The organism is Salaquimonas pukyongi (assembly GCF_001953055.1).
Classification (GTDB): Bacteria; Pseudomonadota; Alphaproteobacteria; order Rhizobiales; family Rhizobiaceae; genus Salaquimonas; species Salaquimonas pukyongi.
The window spans coordinates 2,877,330-2,893,507 of sequence record NZ_CP019044.1; the positions used below are offsets into that span (position 1 = coordinate 2,877,330).

The following is a 16,178-nucleotide window of genomic DNA, read 5'->3' on the forward strand; positions in this document are numbered from 1 at the left end:
ACGGGAACAAATTGATATAGAACCGGCAGCGCGCAATTACGAGCCCGCACGTGGTTTTACCTTCATTGAACATCAGGCTGCCGTTCAAACTCTGAAAGATCAAAGCGGTCGATATCGGCCAGCAGATCAGCAAGGCTGCAGACGGCATGATCAAGCAGCTTCTGGCCCTTCTCCGCGGTCGCGGAAGCAGCATCCCCCGTCGCGCCCAGCGGATTCAGATCCTGCATCTTCCAACCGAATGCATGTTTGCCATAAGCGGCCAGATGCCGGTTTTGGCTTATAAAGTGCGCCTGCCGGGAGGAAAAATGCTGCGCCTTCTCCATGGACACCTTGTTCGGGTGGAGCGCCAGCATCAACGACGTTTCAATCAGCCCGGCATGGATATCGAGGGCTGCATCCTGCGGCCCGATCACGGACTGCGGATAGCCGAAACGGGTCCAGGACGTTGCCACGCACAGCATCTGCTTATGCACCCGCAATTCCGTCGCCACAATCGTCATCAGTGGCGAGTTGCCGCCATGGGCGTTGAGCAGCAGCAGTTTGCAGATACCGCGTTTTGCAAGCATCCCGCCGATTGCGGTCCATTTTTCAATGGCCTCATCATAGGTGAGCGACTTGCTGCCCGGATAGTCCATGTGTTCGGGCGAATAGCCGATTTCCTGTACCGGCAGAAAGGTCACCGGCAGCTTGCCCGAAACCTTCTTGCTCAACCGTGCTGAAATGCCCCCGGCAATCAGCGTGTCGGTTTCAACCGGCAGATGCGGCCCGTGCTGTTCGGTTGCGCCGAGTGGCAGTACCGCAATCCAGTGGGAAAGATCCTCACCTTCAAGCGCACCAAAATCGATTGCGGCAAAATCCAGATCGGGCAGCAGCCGTTCTTCACTCATGTTACGGCCCCGGCCAGTTTGCGGGCAATCGCCCCGTGTTCAGCCCTCAGTTTTTCAATATCCACACCAAGCGGCAAGCCTTCCTCAAGGCACCATTTGCCGCCGGTCATCACTTTTTCAGCCCGGTGCGCGCCGCATAATACCAGCGCTGCCAGCGCATCCCCTGCACCGGAAAAGCGCAACTCGTCCAGCCCGTAGAAGGCGATGTCCGCCTGCATGCCCGGTGCAATACGGCCGATATCCGTGCGCCCGAGACAGGCTGCAGACCCTTCCGTTGCCCAGCGCAGGGCATCTGCATGGGTAACCGCCGCAGCCCCGTATTTTAGCCGGTTGATCATCAGCGCATGCCGCACACCTTCCATCATATTGGAGTTGTCGTTGGAGGCAGAACCATCGACACCCAGCCCCACCTTCACGCCGGCGGTTTCCAGTTCCCGCGTTCGGCAGATGCCCGAGGCAAGCACCATGTTCGAGGTCGGGCAGTGGCAAATGCCCACCTTCGCTTTGCCCAGCCTCTCAACTTCCTCATCATTGAAGTGAATGCCATGGGCAAGCCACGTCCGGTCTGCCAGCCAGCCGGTTTCTTCCAGATAGTCCACCGGACGGCATTTGAATTTTTCAAGGCAATAGGCGTCCTCATCGTGGGTTTCCCCAAGATGGGTGTGAAGACGGCAGTCACAGGATTTGGCCATTTTTGCCGTCTGCTTCATCAGTTCCGTGGTCACCGAAAAGGGCGAGCACGGCGCCAGGGCAACCTGGTTGAACGAGCCTTCGGCAGGATCGTGCCAGGCCTTTATCACGCGTTCGCAGTCTTTCAGGATTTCCTCTGTCGTCTGCACCACGCTGTCGGGCGGCAGCCCGCCATCCTTTTGCGACAGATCCATGCTTCCCCGGTTGAGGGTGATGCGCATGCCAAGCCGCTCCGCCTCCTCAACCTGGATATCCATGGCATCGCCAAGACCGGCAGGAAAAACATAGTGGTGATCGGAAGCCGCCGTACAGCCGGACATGAGAAGCTCGGTAAGCGCAAGCCGCGTCGCCAGCCGGAAACTCTCCCGGTTGAGCGCCTTGCCCCAGACCGGGTAAAGCGCCTTCAGCCAGTCGAACAGTTCCTTGTTGATCGCATCGGGATGTGCCCGCGTCAGCGTCTGATAAAAGTGATGATGGGTGTTGATGAGCCCGGGGATCATCACCAGCCGGCTGCAATCCACCGTTTCTGCAATCCCTGCCGGATGGGTGCCGGCCGGCACCAGCTCTACAATCCGCGAGCCCTCGACGACCACACCGCCATCCGATCCCTCAGCCAGTATGGCCAGCGGCTCCTTCAGCCAGGTTCTTTTGGTGTTTGCGCTCATCCTGCCACTTGCCCGATGCTTTTGAGCCTGTCAGCATACCGCAGGGGCGCATGCAACAAAACTGTCATGTTTTTGTCGCATAAGCGGATCGAAAACAGTCCGGCAGGTTGCAAGAGGCCGCGCAAACACTACAGAATCGGGATCATGGCAGTCAGTAAAATTCCTCCCCTTTCCGCACGTCTGCTGGCCGTTGCCGGAAGGATTCGCAGCAAGCGGGCCGCCGACCTTTCGGCAAAAAATCTCTCGGAAGGCCATGACGGCTACCTGATGGCAATTCACCGCAATCCGGGAATTACCATGGGCGACCTCGCCTCCCTGCTGGAAATCAGCCCGTCCTCGACCACCAAGATCGCCACCAAACTGGAGGCGCTCGGACTGGTGCGCCGGGAAGCTTCACGGATCGACAGCCGGCAAAACCACGCTTTTCTTACCGATGACGGCACGCAAATGGTAAACGATATCGCCATCGGCCATGGCGATTACGACGCCGAGCTCGTCAGCCGGCTGAAAGGCAAGGATGCCGACCGCTTGATGGCCATCCTCGACCGGCTTGAAGGCCGGAACGAGCCAGTTGGCAAAAAACCCAGAAAGGCCGGCAAAAAGAAGCGTTCCGACGGCAAGAAGGACGGCAAGAAAAAGCCGAAAAAGCAGAAGAAGGCCAAATAGCCGATTGACCGGCTGCCTGTGGGCAACGGCTTTTTTCTTGCAACTGCAACCCCAATATCCAAAATAGGGCGTCACACACCGCGCTTATGCCGTCCGGCTGCATTCCGGCGGACCAGGCGCAACAGGCCGTCCGCGGATCAACGGGGAGAATGCCGTTTGGGCAACAAGGTTACCTTATCAACCATTGCCGAATCCCTTGGCGTTTCCACGGCAACCGTTTCCCTTGCCCTGCGCGACAGCCCGCTGGTCGCCGATGCAACGCGCGACAAGATCAAGCAGGCCGCTGCCCTCTCCGGCTATATATACAACCGCCGCGCAGCGAGCCTGAGAACCTCGCGTTCCGGCATTGTCGGCGTCCTTGTGCCCGACATCATGAACCCGTTCTTTGCCGAAATCCTGCTGGGCATCGAGGAAGAACTCGGCCTCAAACGCCAGACCTTTTTCCTGTGTAATCACCGCGATGACATCGCCGTTCAAAAACACTTCCTTGAAACCCTTTTGCAGTTCGGGGCCGACGGGGTAATCGTATCGCCTGCCATCGGCACCACCGCCGAAGACGTCAAGGCGATCGAGAATACCGGCCTTCCCGTCGTCATGGTGGCACGCTGGGTCCAGGGCGCGCGTGCGCCGGTTTATCGCGGCGACGACAAAAAGGGCACCTACATGGTGACCCGTCACCTGCTGGATCTTGGCCACACCAGACTTGCTTTCATCGGCGGGCGCCGCGGCACCTCGACCGGGCATGACCGTCGCGGCGGGTTTCTTGCCGCGCTTGAACAGGCCGGCATCGAGGCCGATCCTTCGCTGCAGGTCGGCACCGAGCGCACCCGCAAGGCCGGCTATGACAGCGTCCGCAAACTCTTTACCGAAAAGCCCGGCTGTGCAACGGCCATTGTCTGTTTTAACGATCTTCTGGCGATCGGCGCCATGAGCGGGCTGCGCTCGCTCGGTCTGGAGCCCGGCAGCGATGTCGCTGTGACAGGCTATGACGACATCGCCGAGGCAGAGATTTCCGCTCCGACCCTTACCTCGGTCTGGAATGGTCAGCAGAAAGCCGGACAACTCGCGGCCCGGGCGATGCTGCGCATTCTCGACGGCGAAACGGAAATCGGCGAAGACCGCCTGATTGAACCCGAACTGCGCATTCGCGAATCGAGCGGCGAGAAGATCGCCTAAGAAGCAATTTTGGGAAGCACCATGTTGCACACCACTCCCGGCTTTGAGCGCATCGGCGAGGAAAACGCATTCGCCGTGCTTGCCAGAGCGACCGAACTTGCAGCCGGCGGCATGGACGTCATCAATCTGGGCATCGGCCAGCCGGATTTTCCAACGCCGCCGCACATCGTTGAAGCAGCGGTAAAGGCGCTGCGCGACGGCCATCACGGCTATACGCCGGCCAATGGCATCCTGCCTTGCCGGGAAGCGGTTGCCCGCCGCACGCTGGCAACCACCGGTGTTGATGTTTCGCCTGAAAACATCATGATCATGCCGGGCGGCAAGGTGACAATGTTTGCCGCCATTTTGATGTTTGGCGAGCCGGGGGCAGAAATTTGCTATCCCGATCCGGGCTTTCCCATCTATCGCTCGATGATCGAGTTTACCGGCGCAACACCGGTGCCAATTCCGGTCCGCGAGGAAAACGGCTTTGCTTTTTCCGCCGACGAAGCCCTGTCGCTGATCACCGAGAAGACGCGGCTTGTCATTGTCAATTCACCGGCCAATCCGACCGGCGGTGTCACACCCCGCGCCGAGATCGAAAAATTCGCCGCCGGGCTTGAGCGTTTTCCCGGCACTGCTGTCCTCTCCGACGAAATCTACGATTCGATGACCTATGACGGCGAGGAACATGTCTCGCTGCTGACCTTCCCGGAACTCCGCGACCGGCTGATCGTTTTGAACGGCTGGTCGAAAACCTGGGCAATGACCGGCTGGCGCATGGGCTGGTCGATCTGGCCGGATGCCATCTGCGACAAGGTGCGCAAACTCGCCGTCAATTGCTGGTCCTGCGTCAATGCCCCGGCGCAATATGCCGGCATCGCGGCCATTGACGGGCCACAGGACGATGTCGAAGCGATGATGGCCGCCTTTGACCGGCGCCGCATGCTGGTGGTCGAAAAGGTTAACGCCATCGATGGCCTTTCCTGCCGCACCCCCAAGGGCGCCTTCTATGCCTTTCCCAACATCTCGGCAACCGGATGGAAGGCGAAGGAACTGGCTTCCGCGCTGTTGGAAAAAACCGGTACCGCCACCATTGGCGGCCCTGATTTCGGCATTCTGGGCGAGGGCTATCTCCGGCTTTCCTATGCCAATTCGGAAGAAAACATCGCCCGTGCCCTTAAGCGAATCGGCAACTTCCTGGCCGGCTGACAACAGCAACCCGACCCTTTCTACAATTCCTTCTCGAACCAGTGTTCGGCATAGGGATTGTCGTTGTAGCGGGGAATTTCCCTGTAGCCGCGCTTTTTGTACATCGCCTGCGCCTCAACCAGCGTCCCATTGGTATCGAGCCGCACTGCTGTAAATCCTTCGCCGGCAGCCCTGTCTTCAAGCCAGGTCATCAGAGCGCTGGCAACGCCCCTGCCCCGGGCCTTGCCCGACACCCACACCCGCTTTACCTCGCCAATCCCGCCACCAAGATCACGCAAGCTGCCGCATCCCAATGCTGTATCTGCGTCCATCGCCAGAACATGCCATTGCCGTACATCCTGTGCATCGGCGATGTCGCCTGCATGGGGGTCGAAGGAGACACCGAACCGCTCGCTGATTTCAGAAAAATAGGCCTGCTGACAGGTGGCAAGTACATCATCGCCGCCCGCTACCTCGATCAGCTTCATCCGGTAAGTTCGCAGGCTTTGCGCGCCAGCGCCTCGATTGCCGCCCATTCGCCTTTTCCGGTCAGATCGGCCGGTGCCACCCAGGAACCGCCGACACAAGGCACGTTCGGCAGGGCCAGATAGTCCCGGGCGCTCTGGGGGGTAATGCCGCCTGTAGGGCAGATGGTAAACTGCGGCAGAGGCGAGGCAATGGATTTCAGGTAAGCCGCACCGCCTGCTGCCTCCGCCGGAAAAAACTTCAGATGGGTGTAGCCGGCTTCACCGAGCCGCATCATCTCCGATGCCGTGGCCGAACCCGGCAATAGCGGCACAGGGCAATCCCCAGCCGCTTTCAGCAGGTCAGGCGCTGCGCCGGGCGAAACCATGAACCGGCCCCCGGCCTTTTCAACGGCAGCGATCTGCTCGTGGTCAAGCACGGTGCCGGCACCGGCAAACGCGCCTTCGACTTCGGCGGCAACCGCACGAATACAGTCGATTGCGTTCGGCGTGCGCAGCGTGATTTCGATGGCGGGAAGCCCACCCCTGACCAGCGCCCTGGCAAGCTTGACCGCCAGCCCCGGACTATCGATCACCACGACGGGAATGACCGGTGCGGCATTCATGATGGCGTTCAAGCTTTCTGTCTTGGTCATGGCGTTTCTTCCTGCTGCCGGTTTAGGGTCTTCCTACAACAGGCGGCAAGACATGCAAACTCATGCCGCCGGCAGGGCAGCGCCGTCTAATGCCAAAACAGGCCGCTCCAGCACTATGAAGGTTTTGGGTCCGGCAATCCCGTCGGCTGCAAGGCCGTTCCGGGCCTGGAAGGCTTTAAGCGCGGCACGGGTAAGCGAGCCGAAATCCCCATCGACAAAAAGTGCAAACCCGTGCCGGTTCAATTGTCCCTGCAACCCGGCAACCAGTGCGCCCCGGTCCCCGAACCGCAACAACAAGGGCTGATGGCGTTTTGACGGGTCCTTTCTCAAAGCCGGCCCGCACATCGCACGGTACTTTGAATAGGCATTTTCAAGCTTCCGGTCATAGCCGTGACGCGCATAGGCGGGCCCGTTATAGCCGCGGGCAAAGGCGCGCCAGTTCTGCTGCACCAGTTCATCGGCCAGCCCCGCCTTTTCAATGAAACGCAACATCAGTTCAACCTGCCCTTCCAGCCCGCTGCGCGCCCTGAAAACCAGGGCATCTATGCTGGCATAGTCAAGCCAGCGCCAATGGGCGCCCATGACCTGTCCCACGCCCCATGACACCGACTGCAAGGCCGCATCCCGGTCGAGCCCGCAGGCCCGCTTGAGCAGTTTCCAGCGCCCGCGCTGGCTGCGCGGATTGCGCACCCTGCCCGCCTTGTGATGGGCCAGCCCGTTGACCACTGCCTGATTGCGTTTCTGCCGGGCCAGAAGACGGTAGAAATAATGTCCCTCAAAACGGATCAGCGGTTCGGCACGGCCCTCAACCCTGGCAAAGACCCTGCCGCCACTTTCCACATCCACCACCGCCATCAGTGCTGCCGGATCGTGGTTTGCAGCCTTGGCGATCCGGGAAAGCTCGGTTCTAGTTTCTGCTTCGAGCACGGCGGCTCCTTTGTTTCGTTGGAGGTGGGGCTTCCGGGGCCACCTCCTCCTTCGCCCTTCGACAAGCACAGGAGGCTCAGGATGAGGGTGGAGGCAGATCGTGCACACCTCGCCGTTCGTTCGATGCGTTCGCACCAGCGGTATCAAAAGAACTGGCGAGGGACATCCCTAGACGTGTCCGCCGGGTTTTTGCCCGCCTTGCCCGCAGCCACACTCTCACGGCCGCGAACTGATGTTTCAATCGATGCAGGCGGGAAAAGGATAAGGGAAGGAAAAGAGGGCGGGGATAAGTTTTCACCTGAAATCGCACGTAGACCGCAGCGAAGAGAGGGATGCGCAAGATTTCAGGCACCCGATGTCATCCCCGGACCGCCAGCTTTTGATGGCGTGATCCGGGAACCCATTGCGTGATTTATCCTCTTTCAGCGAACCATCAACGTTCGTCATCGCCGGGTTCAAACCGGCGATCCAGCGACCCCTATTCATTGGCTCCTCGGGTCAAGCCCGAGGATGACGAAGAGGGGCCCGAGGATGACGAAGAGGGGCCGAGGATAACGAAGAGGGGCCAGGGATAACCGGGGAAGGGCACGCTATCCCCGGTCGTTATTATCGAGCCTGACTTCCGGCCGCATCTGCAGCTTCGAAATGCGCTATCTGGTCAGCTTGGGCTTTCCTGAATGCGGGTCGCTCCGTAACGCGCGTCACATAGGACTCCGTTGCCGGCCGGTCTCCAAAGGAACGAACCTTTCCCACGCGAAGAGCATCAGCCATAAGCAGGTCCGCGACGGTGAAGCGGCCGGCAGCCAGCCATTCCCGCTCTCCCAGAACTCTTTCCATGTGCTCAAGACGGCTTTCCATCCAGCCGGTCAGACCGTTGTCCTTTGCACCGGTCACCTCAAGAAACCACCAGGGAACCGAAACCATCTCGATCGAGTTGAGCGCGGCGATGAACCATTGAAGTGTATCGGCCCTGTCCTTGGCATCGCAGGGCATCAGCACATCGCTTTTTTCCGCCAAGTGCAGGAGACACGCACCGCTCTCGAACAATTCAAGCTCACCATCGTCCATAAAGGGAACCTGGGCGAATGGTTGCCGCGCCAGATGGCCAGGTCCCCTTTCGTTGAAAGGAACCGTGCGAACACAATATGCAAGCCCGGCTTCCTCGCAGGCCCATCTCAGCCGCAGGTCGCGCACGAAGCCACGGGGACCTTCCGGCACCCAGTCCATGGTCCAGATCGTTATCAGCTCAGACATGGTTCTTCATCCTGCAGCAGTTTGGCATCGCATCACCAACGCACAAAGGGCTTCAAGCCTTCCACCCTCTGACAATAATTGCTAGAGCGATTCGGGTTTTGACGTAAATCGGAAAACCCTGAATGCGTTATCCGGTTCAGTACCTTGGCGAGAACTCCGGTTTGCACCCGAAGGTGAAACGATCTAAGGGCTGGCGAAGCATTCCACGGAGAAGACCATGGCCTGCCTGCTGATCATCAACGGACCGAACCTCAACCTGCTGGGCACCCGCCAGCCGGAAGTCTATGGCTCACAGACGCTTGAAGACGTGGAACGGCTGTCCATTGATGCTGCCCGCACCGGCGGAGCTTCCGCAGAGTGCTTTCAGAGCAACCATGAAGGCGAGATCATCGACCGCATTCATGCCGCTCGCGGCAAGCATGATGCCATCATCATCAATCCCGGTGCCTATTCCCACACCTCGATCGCCATTCGCGATGCGCTGTCGGGCGTGGATATTCCCGTCTGGGAGGTCCACATTTCCAACATTCATGCCCGCGATACCTTTCGCCATCACTCCCATATATCGGCAATTGCCAATGGCGTGATCTGCGGCTGCGGCATTCTGGGGTACCGCCTGGCCGTCATGGCCGCGCTGGAAGCCCTCGGCGACTGAAGCGGTTGTTTTTTGCAATTGCGGACGGAAAACCGGCGCCCACATTTCCTGAATTTGCTTCAGCATTTCAGCACTGCCATCAGATCCATCACATTCGTGCCGGTCGGCCCGGTGACAAACAGCCCGCCGGTTTTTTTCAGCCAGCTGCCGCTGTCGGCCGCTTCAAGTGCCGCTGCGCCGCCTGCAAAACGCTGCCAGTCCTCGGCAGTGACATAACCGCCCGCCGATCCGGTCGGCCCATCGCTGCCATCGGTGCCGGCAGCCAGCGCGTGGATATTCCTCTCGCCGGCAATTTCCCGGGCAAAGGCAACCGCCAGCGCCTGGTTGCGCCCGCCTTCTCCCGGTTCATCGGGCAGTTTCACCGTCGGTTCGCCGCCGAAGATATATAGCCCCGGCGCGCCGGATTTCACCGTTCTGGCAAGATCGGCAGCAACGTCATAAACATCGCCATAAAGGTTTTCGGAACTGACGATGACCTCCAGCCCCAGCCCGTCGGCCGCCTGGGTGCAGGCCTCCCGCGCAAGCGCATTGGAAGCGATGATGTGCGTTTCCATATCGTCGGCCTGCCGCGAGGCTGGCACCATGCCGGTCCCCGATCCGATGACCGCGATGTCGTCACCTTCCACGTCGGAGATTAACAGCACGAGCGCGCTTTTGCCGCCAAAACGCGCCAGCAGCTTGCCGCCCTTTACACCGGAAATTTCCTTGCGTCTGGCATTGATCCTGTGAATATCGAGGCCTTGGGAGAGCATCTCCTCCGTCATCGCCTGCAGGTCTTCGAGCGTCATGTCGCCCGGCAGGGATTCTGCCAGCGCGGAGGCACCGCCCGAAACCAGCAACAGCAATCGTGCATTTTCGCCAGCACCGGCAACGAAATCGATCAGGGCCGATCCCGCTTCAAGGCTCTTTTCATCGGGCACCGGATGGCCTGCCTCGATCACGGTGAGCGCGGGATGATTTGAAAGCCCCACTTCGCCGTGGCCATGCTTGGTAACCACCAGCGCGGCAAGATTGGTGCCGCAGGTTTCCAGCGCAGCGCGCATCATGGGCGAAGCCGCCTTGCCCACGGCGGCGATGTGGGTGATACCCTCGCCCCGACCATGAGAAAGCGCCTCCCTGACGGCACGATACCCGTTGACGCGATCTACCCCCGCCCGCCAGATTGTTTCGAGCATCCTGCGGGGGCCCACTATTTTCCTTTCCACACCGGATCGCGCTTTTCGGCAAAGGCGCGGAAGCCTTCGAGATTATCCTCCGACCCGTAAAGCGTGTCGACCGTGCGCAACTGGCGCCGGGTGACGCGGTTCATCATGTCCTGGAAGTTGGTGTCCTCGGCTTCGCGCACCACTTCCTTGATTGCGGCAAAAACCAGCGGCGGCCCGGAGGCGAGCAGGGTTGCCATCTCCCAGGCCTTGTCCATCAGCTCATCGGGTTTGTGAATATGGTTGACGAAGCCCCAGCGCTGCGCTTCCTCTGCATCGAGCCAGCGCCCGGTAAACAGCATCTCCATCGCCACATGATAGGGAATGCGTTTGGGCAGCTTGATGGAAGCAGCATCGGCCACGGTGCCGGAGCGGATTTCCGGCAATGCAAACGTGGCGTGATCTGCCGCCAGGATGATGTCGCAGGACAAGGCAATCTCAAGCCCCCCGCCGCAGCAGATACCGTTGACGGCACAGATAACCGGCTTGTTGAGATGCGGCAGTTCCTGCAGCCCGCCAAAACCGCCGACACCATAGTCGCCATCCACCGCATCGCCATCGGACGCCGCTTTCAGGTCCCAGCCCGGACAAAAGAACTTTTCGCCCGCCGCTGTCAGGATCGCCACGCGCAATTCGTCATTGTCGCGAAAGTCCCGGAACACCTCACCCATGATCCGGCTGGTGGCAAGATCGACCGCATTGGCCTTTGGCCTGTCCAGCACCACTTCCAGTATGTGGCCTTTAGTGCGGGTCCTGACGGGCCCTTCCATCTTGTCGGCCATGCCGCTCTCCTCTTGCTATGCGCTGAAATTGAAGTCCATCCATGCTTCATTGACAAGGGTGCCATCAGTACGGGTACAGGCCAGATGCACACCTGCCGTCTGTGCCGACACATCCTTCTGCGTCACATGGCCGGAAATCACATAGCGATCCCCCGGCCAGCCGATGTTTCGAAACCGCACCCTGAAGCCACGCACCGCCTGGGGCGGCAGCCAGTGTGCGGCATATCCCGCCATCTGGCTGGCCTGATGCATGCCGAGCGCAAAGACCTGCGGATAGCCCTGCTTCCTCGCCCAGACGAGATCGTAATGCAGGGGATTATCCTCTCCAACCACACTTTGAAATCTTACTATGTCGTGGATCGTCAGCGGCGGCAGGACAACCGGCGCCGGCGCCTCGCCCACGGCAATATCGTCAAAACCCTGTCGCGCAACCTGCCCGAACGGGCTTTCGCGTTCCAGTTGACTGCAATCGGGATCATAATCGGGAGGCGCAGCTTCCCATGTGCCATCATCAGGCGTCTGCCCGGTGGTTACCGTGGTGGAGCGTTGTTCTGCCCTTAAGGCACCATCTGGCGCAAAATATTCCGTCAGCATCACCAGAAAGGTCATTTCGCCACCGGAACGCCCTGATTTGCGCTCCACACTCTCAAGGCTTGTCCGGGCAATCAGCCGCTCGCCTGCTGCAGGCGGCGGGCCGTGAAAACGAAACGCTTCTTCCGCATGAAGGGGCACGGAAAGATCATGTTCGATCTCGCCGAAAAACGTGCCCCTCGGCCGCTCCAGCGTGTAGCCCCATATGTACGGTGCCGACACCAGAAACGTCGCCGGGATCGCCTCGCCCTTCATGAAGACATCAAGCGGCGCCCCCATCGCACGGGCAAATTCGCGCATCTTGCCGTGCTCGATCATCACCTCATAGTCGGGACCTTTTCGGCCGACTAGCTCTTCAGGCGTCATGATGCTTCCCCCATCACAATCAGCGCGTCGGAGGCAATCGCCCTGCCGTCTTTCGTCAGCATGACAGGATTGACGTCCAGCGTGATCAACTCGTCTTTACGGGCGGCGGCATAGGCAGCCACCGCCTCGCAGGCTCTTGTCAATGCTTCTGCCGCCGGATGGCCGGAAAGCCCCAGATCATTCATGGCTGAAGCAAGCGCTCCTTCCTCAAGCGGCAATAGCAAGGTGACGAACTGCGCCATGGCCTCTGCCCTGCTGCCTCCCATGCCGAGCATCAGTGCCAGCCCTGTCGCTGGATGCCGCTTGATGCCGACGATTACCTCCGTGTCGGACCCTTCCACCATTTTTTCAACCAGCACCCGCTCCACCGGATGGCCGCCATCGGCCTTGGCCACATTGACGGCCATTAGGTTACAGGCTTCACCAACACACCCAACGTCCGTCAGGTTCAAACATACGCCACCCAGCTTTGCCTTGTGGGCAATGGTCGAACTGAGCACCTTGACCGCTACCGGAAAGCCGAGCGCTTCTGCTGCGGCCGGCGCTTCCTGCACGGCTACTGCCTTGAAATCAGGCGTCACGAGCCCGTATTGCGCCAGTGCCTCTTTCGCTGCCGCCTCGTCCAGCATTACCGGATTGACCGGTTCTGAACGGGCATAAAGCGGCTGTGGCGCTTTCAGTGATTTCAGCCGGTGGCACGCTGCTGCCAGCTTGGCGCTGACGGAAAGCGCTTCCATCGTTTCGCTGTAGCCGAGCAGTGCTGCAACGCCGTTTTTCTGCATGTGGCGGCGAAAATCCACTGAAAGTCCCTCCGGCATGATGCCGGCCACCGAAACCGGTATTTGCAGCTTCTCGCGCACCTCGATCAGTGCTTCCAGGGAATCCTGCCATACCTTGTCGAGCCCGCCGGCCCCGCCCCTCGGCACATCGATGAAAAACACGATCTGGTCGGACACATGCTCTGCAAAGGCTATAATCGCCCCGGTCACGCCCTTTGTGTCGCGCATGGAAATGCTCCCATCGCTCGCTGAAAAGGGAATGTTGAGATCGAGCGGGTTGTTGAGCGCCACGGTATCGGGCAGCAAGTCCCGCATGAAGGCGAGGTTTTCTGCCACCGGCATGGGCAGGGAAAGACCAAGCGCCGGACAGCGCGCCGCCGCCAGCCCGTTGAGCCCGCCGGAATAGGACAGGATCGACAGCCGGTTGCCCTTCGGCAATCCGCCGACGGTGAGTAGCTTGAGCGTCTCCACCAGCGCCTTGGGCGAGGTTACTTCGACGATGCCGAAGCGGCGGCAGAACGCTTCCCAGACATCACGCTCAACCACCATGGAAGCGGTATGGCTGAGCGATACCTTCGATCCTTCTGCTCCGTCGCCGCCCTTCAGCGCAACCACCGGCACCCCTTGTTTGAGGGCTTTCAGACAGGCGTGGCCCAGCGCCTCGCCGTCTTCCATCCCCTCAAGATAAAGTCCGATGGCACGGATGCGGTCATCGTCCAGCATGCCCTCGATGAGTTCGGCGATCGTCGTCACCGCCTGATTGCCGACACTTGCCGCATAGCCGAGCGGAAAGGCCTGTTCCACATTGGTCATGCCGATCAGCAGCGCCCCGCTTTGCGATATCAAGGCCGCTGACGGCCCCTCCTGACGCTCGATGTGATTGTCATCCCCCCAAACGGCGGCGCCGGAAAACTGGTTGATCAGGCCCATGCAATTGGGCCCGAGAAGGGGCATTTCACCGGCTGCGGCTTTCAGCCTTGCCTGCCGGTCGCGGCCTTCATCGCTGCCAAGTTCGGCAAAGCCCGATGACATGACCACCGCCCCGCCCGCACCGGCCACAGACAGTTCCGCCACCGCAACAATTGCCCGCTCCGGCGAAAGACCGATAACCGCCGCATCGGGGGCGTATGGCAACCCGTCCACCGATTTATGACAGACAATGCCCTCGATCTCATCCCTGACCGGATTGACCACCCACATCTGACCTTCAAAGCCGGCACGCCTTGCCGCGCGGATCGGCCCGGCAATCTGTGACCCGCCCACATAGGCGACCGTCTTCGGCCGCAAAAACCGCAACAGCCTGCCGGTCATTCAAGTTCCTCCAGCACATGGGCATATTCGCCAAGGGCACGCGCGCCCTTGGGCGTGATGGCGTAGGTGCCGCGCTCGACGCGCTCGAACCAGCCATAGTGATCATCTGCCATGATCGCGCGGGCGCGGGTCACACTGGCAGCCTTTGCAACTTCGGCTGCCTTGGTTGGCCCGCCTGCGTTGAGAACCTTCAGACAGCGCAGCGCATCCTGCCTGTAGGACGTTACGCGCTTTACCTGCGCCGAACCGCCGGTATTGGGATCGCCCACCCGGTGCTCGAACTCGCGCAAGAGCCGTTCGCGGCGCACTTTGGACTGCCGCGGAGCATACGGTCCGGGATCAAGATGAACGTCGGCCCTGCCGCTTTCAGCCTGCACCGTTATCAGCCCCAGGCCGAGACGGCGGCACAGCGTGCGGTTGGCAACAAACGCCTTCCAGCCGGTGCGCCCCTTCCATTCCGGCACGGCGAGGTAAACAGCATCGGTTACCTTCAGCCGTTCGATCGCCTGATGAAACAGAGTCAGGGAAAAGCCGGTCTTCAATTCGACGATCACCGGCGGTTCATCTCCCCGCAAGCCCACCACATCGGCGGCACCGACTTCCGCCTTGACCGTATAGCCCTGCTCTTCCAGCAGGCGCTTGACCGGCTCATAAAGATCGGTTTCGCGCGGGCGGGGGTTAGCCATGGCAGGTTCAGGCTCCCAGCGGACGCAGCAGGGCGCGGGAAATGATGTGGCGCTGGATCTCGCTGGTTCCCTCCCAGATGCGCTCGATACGGGCGTCCCGCCAGATCCGCTCCAGCGGCAGTTCGTCCATCAACCCCATGCCGCCGTGGATCTGGATCGCTTCGTCGGCAACAAAGGCGAGCATTTCCGTCGCCTTCAGTTTTGCCATCGCCATATCGGCGTCGCTCGCCGTACCCTGATCGTATTTCCAGCCGGCTTCCAGGATCATCAGTTCAGCCGCCTTTAGTTCCGTTGCCATGTCGGCAAGTTTGAAGGAGATGCCCTGGAACCTGCCGATTTTCTGGCCGAACTGTTCGCGTTCGGCGGCATAGTCGACCGCGTGGCCGAAAGCCCGTTCGGCCCGGCCAAGACAGGTAGCGCCCACCTGAAGGCGCGTTGCGCCAAGCCAGGTGTTTGCCACTTCAAAACCCTTGTGCACCTCGCCCAGAACATTTTCTGCCGGCACCCGGCAATTGTCGAATTCCAGAACGGCATTGGTGTAGCCGCGGTGGGAAACGTTGCGATAGCCCTCGCGCACGGCAAAGCCCGGCATGTCCTTGTCGACAAAGAAAGCAGTGATCAGGGCGCGCTTTCCTCCCCCTGATCGGTTGGGCGTGTCCTCTTCGCCAGACTTCATGAAACAGATGGAAAAATCGGCAATGTCGGCATGGGAGATGAAATGCTTGGTGCCGTTAAGCACCCAGTCGCTGCCATCCTGTTTTGCCGTCGCCTTCATTCCCCTCAGATCAGATCCGGCGCCCGGTTCCGTCATGGCGAGGCAATCCCATTTCTCCCCGGCAACGCAGGGTTCAAGATATTTTTGCCGCTGCTCGGGCGTGCCGGCACACAGGATGTTGGAAGGCCGTGCCACGCAGGTCCAGTGCAGGGCATAGTTTGCCCGGCCCAGTTCCTTCTCGTAGAGCAGCCAGGTCAGCGTATCGAGCCCCGCCCCGCCGAATTCCTCCGGAATATTGGCCGCATAAAGGCCGGCCCCGATCGCCTTTTTCTGCAACTCGCGGACAAGGTCCATCTCCAGATGGCCGCTGCGCTCGATTTCCAGTTCATGGGGATAGAGCTCTTTTTCGACAAAAGACCGCGTGGTCTCGACGATCATCTGTTGTTCTTCGGTAAGTGCAAAGTGCATTTGAATTAGACATCCTCGGGCTTGTCCCGAGGACCCAGCCCTAATCTGGCGTTTTGTTCTGGATTCTC

General features: G+C 60.2%; 16 protein-coding genes. 4 read left to right on the forward strand and 12 right to left on the reverse strand.

Translation table 11 applies throughout. The features are described from left to right. Positions 1 to 62 precede the first annotated feature (62 nt). Positions 63 to 887, reverse strand: a complete 825-nt coding sequence (locus tag BVL55_RS13820; protein ID WP_075997394.1) for a creatininase family protein — start codon at positions 885 to 887, stop codon at positions 63 to 65. Beyond that, positions 884 to 2,242, reverse strand: a complete 1,359-nt coding sequence (locus BVL55_RS13825) for an 8-oxoguanine deaminase (protein ID WP_075997395.1) — start codon at positions 2,240 to 2,242, stop codon at positions 884 to 886. The genes BVL55_RS13820 and BVL55_RS13825 overlap by 4 nt, the downstream gene beginning before the upstream one ends. A gap of 144 nt (positions 2,243 to 2,386) precedes the next feature. Here BVL55_RS13825 and BVL55_RS13830 point away from each other — a divergent pair, with 144 nt between their 5' ends. The 3 genes from BVL55_RS13830 to BVL55_RS13840 all read left to right on the forward strand — a co-directional run bounded on the left by BVL55_RS13830 (position 2,387) and on the right by BVL55_RS13840 (position 5,275). Then, the gene (locus BVL55_RS13830; protein WP_162841514.1) at positions 2,387 to 2,908 is read left to right on the forward strand and encodes a MarR family winged helix-turn-helix transcriptional regulator; all 522 of its coding nucleotides are present in this window, start codon (positions 2,387 to 2,389) and stop codon (positions 2,906 to 2,908) included. 156 nt (positions 2,909 to 3,064) lie between these two features. Further along, on the forward strand, positions 3,065 to 4,084 hold the full coding sequence (locus tag BVL55_RS13835) for a LacI family DNA-binding transcriptional regulator (protein WP_075997397.1): 1,020 nt from the start codon (positions 3,065 to 3,067) through the stop codon (positions 4,082 to 4,084). Positions 4,085 to 4,105: 21 nt separating this feature from the next. After that, entirely contained in the window at positions 4,106 to 5,275 is a 1,170-nt protein-coding gene (locus BVL55_RS13840) for a pyridoxal phosphate-dependent aminotransferase (RefSeq protein ID WP_075997398.1), read from the forward strand. Between the two features lie 20 nt (positions 5,276 to 5,295). Here the strand turns inward: BVL55_RS13840 and BVL55_RS13845 are convergent, their stop codons facing one another. The 4 genes from BVL55_RS13845 to BVL55_RS13860 form a co-directional block, all read right to left on the reverse strand. Then, positions 5,296 to 5,742, reverse strand: a complete 447-nt coding sequence (locus tag BVL55_RS13845; RefSeq protein WP_075997399.1) for a GNAT family N-acetyltransferase — start codon at positions 5,740 to 5,742, stop codon at positions 5,296 to 5,298. Then, positions 5,739 to 6,374, reverse strand: coding sequence for a bifunctional 4-hydroxy-2-oxoglutarate aldolase/2-dehydro-3-deoxy-phosphogluconate aldolase (eda, locus tag BVL55_RS13850; protein ID WP_075997400.1), 636 nt, complete (start codon positions 6,372 to 6,374; stop codon positions 5,739 to 5,741). Before eda ends, BVL55_RS13845 begins: the two co-directional genes overlap by 4 nt. A 60-nt stretch (positions 6,375 to 6,434) precedes the next feature. Continuing rightward, positions 6,435 to 7,301: an N-acetylmuramidase domain-containing protein gene (locus tag BVL55_RS13855; RefSeq protein WP_075997401.1), complete on the reverse strand. Its 867-nt coding sequence runs from the start codon at positions 7,299 to 7,301 to the stop codon at positions 6,435 to 6,437. Between the two features lie 606 nt (positions 7,302 to 7,907). Next, entirely contained in the window at positions 7,908 to 8,555 is a 648-nt protein-coding gene (locus tag BVL55_RS13860; protein ID WP_075997402.1) for a glutathione S-transferase family protein, read from the reverse strand. Positions 8,556 to 8,772: 217 nt separating this feature from the next. Between BVL55_RS13860 and aroQ the strand changes: the two genes are divergently transcribed. Continuing rightward, entirely contained in the window at positions 8,773 to 9,210 is a 438-nt protein-coding gene (gene aroQ, locus BVL55_RS13865; protein WP_075997403.1) for a type II 3-dehydroquinate dehydratase, read from the forward strand. Between the two features lie 59 nt (positions 9,211 to 9,269). Here the strand turns inward: aroQ and BVL55_RS13870 are convergent, their stop codons facing one another. From BVL55_RS13870 to BVL55_RS13900, 6 genes are read right to left on the reverse strand one after another with little or no spacing between them, the layout of a single operon-like run. Beyond that, positions 9,270 to 10,385 carry a glycerate kinase type-2 family protein gene (locus BVL55_RS13870; protein WP_075997404.1) on the reverse strand — a complete coding sequence of 372 codons (1,116 nt, stop codon included), beginning with the start codon at positions 10,383 to 10,385 and terminating at the stop codon, positions 9,270 to 9,272. A gap of 14 nt (positions 10,386 to 10,399) precedes the next feature. Beyond that, positions 10,400 to 11,182 (reverse strand): carnitinyl-CoA dehydratase, encoded by a 783-nt coding sequence (locus BVL55_RS13875; protein WP_205410880.1) that lies wholly within the window; start codon positions 11,180 to 11,182, stop codon positions 10,400 to 10,402. A 27-nt stretch (positions 11,183 to 11,209) separates the two neighbouring features. Beyond that, on the reverse strand, positions 11,210 to 12,151 hold the full coding sequence (locus tag BVL55_RS16290) for a MaoC family dehydratase (protein ID WP_083649551.1): 942 nt from the start codon (positions 12,149 to 12,151) through the stop codon (positions 11,210 to 11,212). Then, complete coding sequence (locus BVL55_RS13890; protein WP_075997406.1) at positions 12,148 to 14,241, reverse strand: acetate--CoA ligase family protein; 2,094 nt, start codon at positions 14,239 to 14,241, stop codon at positions 12,148 to 12,150. The genes BVL55_RS16290 and BVL55_RS13890 overlap by 4 nt, the downstream gene beginning before the upstream one ends. Beyond that, positions 14,238 to 14,927, reverse strand: coding sequence for a DUF2161 domain-containing phosphodiesterase (locus BVL55_RS13895; RefSeq protein ID WP_075997407.1), 690 nt, complete (start codon positions 14,925 to 14,927; stop codon positions 14,238 to 14,240). The genes BVL55_RS13890 and BVL55_RS13895 overlap by 4 nt, the downstream gene beginning before the upstream one ends. 7 nt (positions 14,928 to 14,934) lie before the next feature. Beyond that, the gene (locus BVL55_RS13900) at positions 14,935 to 16,110 is read right to left on the reverse strand and encodes an acyl-CoA dehydrogenase family protein (RefSeq protein ID WP_075997408.1); all 1,176 of its coding nucleotides are present in this window, start codon (positions 16,108 to 16,110) and stop codon (positions 14,935 to 14,937) included. Between the last annotated feature and the right edge of the window lie 68 nt (positions 16,111 to 16,178).

Bases quoted from the DNA above. Each gene is read 5' to 3' on its own strand.
- eda (WP_075997400.1), bottom strand. From the start codon at position 6,374: ATGACCAAGACAGAAAGCTTGAACGCCATCATGAATGCCGCACCGGTC.
- BVL55_RS13820 (WP_075997394.1), bottom strand. From the start codon at position 887: ATGAGTGAAGAACGGCTGCTGCCCGATCTGGATTTTGCCGCAATCGAT.
- BVL55_RS16290 (WP_083649551.1), bottom strand. From the start codon at position 12,151: ATGACGCCTGAAGAGCTAGTCGGCCGAAAAGGTCCCGACTATGAGGTG.
- BVL55_RS13875 (WP_205410880.1), bottom strand. From the start codon at position 11,182: ATGGAAGGGCCCGTCAGGACCCGCACTAAAGGCCACATACTGGAAGTG.
- BVL55_RS13870 (WP_075997404.1), bottom strand. From the start codon at position 10,385: ATGCTCGAAACAATCTGGCGGGCGGGGGTAGATCGCGTCAACGGGTAT.
- BVL55_RS13890 (WP_075997406.1), bottom strand. From the start codon at position 14,241: ATGACCGGCAGGCTGTTGCGGTTTTTGCGGCCGAAGACGGTCGCCTAT.
- BVL55_RS13830 (WP_162841514.1), top strand. From the start codon at position 2,387: ATGGCAGTCAGTAAAATTCCTCCCCTTTCCGCACGTCTGCTGGCCGTT.
- BVL55_RS13900 (WP_075997408.1), bottom strand. From the start codon at position 16,110: ATGCACTTTGCACTTACCGAAGAACAACAGATGATCGTCGAGACCACG.
- BVL55_RS13825 (WP_075997395.1), bottom strand. From the start codon at position 2,242: ATGAGCGCAAACACCAAAAGAACCTGGCTGAAGGAGCCGCTGGCCATA.
- BVL55_RS13860 (WP_075997402.1), bottom strand. From the start codon at position 8,555: ATGTCTGAGCTGATAACGATCTGGACCATGGACTGGGTGCCGGAAGGT.
- BVL55_RS13840 (WP_075997398.1), top strand. From the start codon at position 4,106: ATGTTGCACACCACTCCCGGCTTTGAGCGCATCGGCGAGGAAAACGCA.
- aroQ (WP_075997403.1), top strand. From the start codon at position 8,773: ATGGCCTGCCTGCTGATCATCAACGGACCGAACCTCAACCTGCTGGGC.
- BVL55_RS13895 (WP_075997407.1), bottom strand. From the start codon at position 14,927: ATGGCTAACCCCCGCCCGCGCGAAACCGATCTTTATGAGCCGGTCAAG.
- BVL55_RS13845 (WP_075997399.1), bottom strand. From the start codon at position 5,742: ATGAAGCTGATCGAGGTAGCGGGCGGCGATGATGTACTTGCCACCTGT.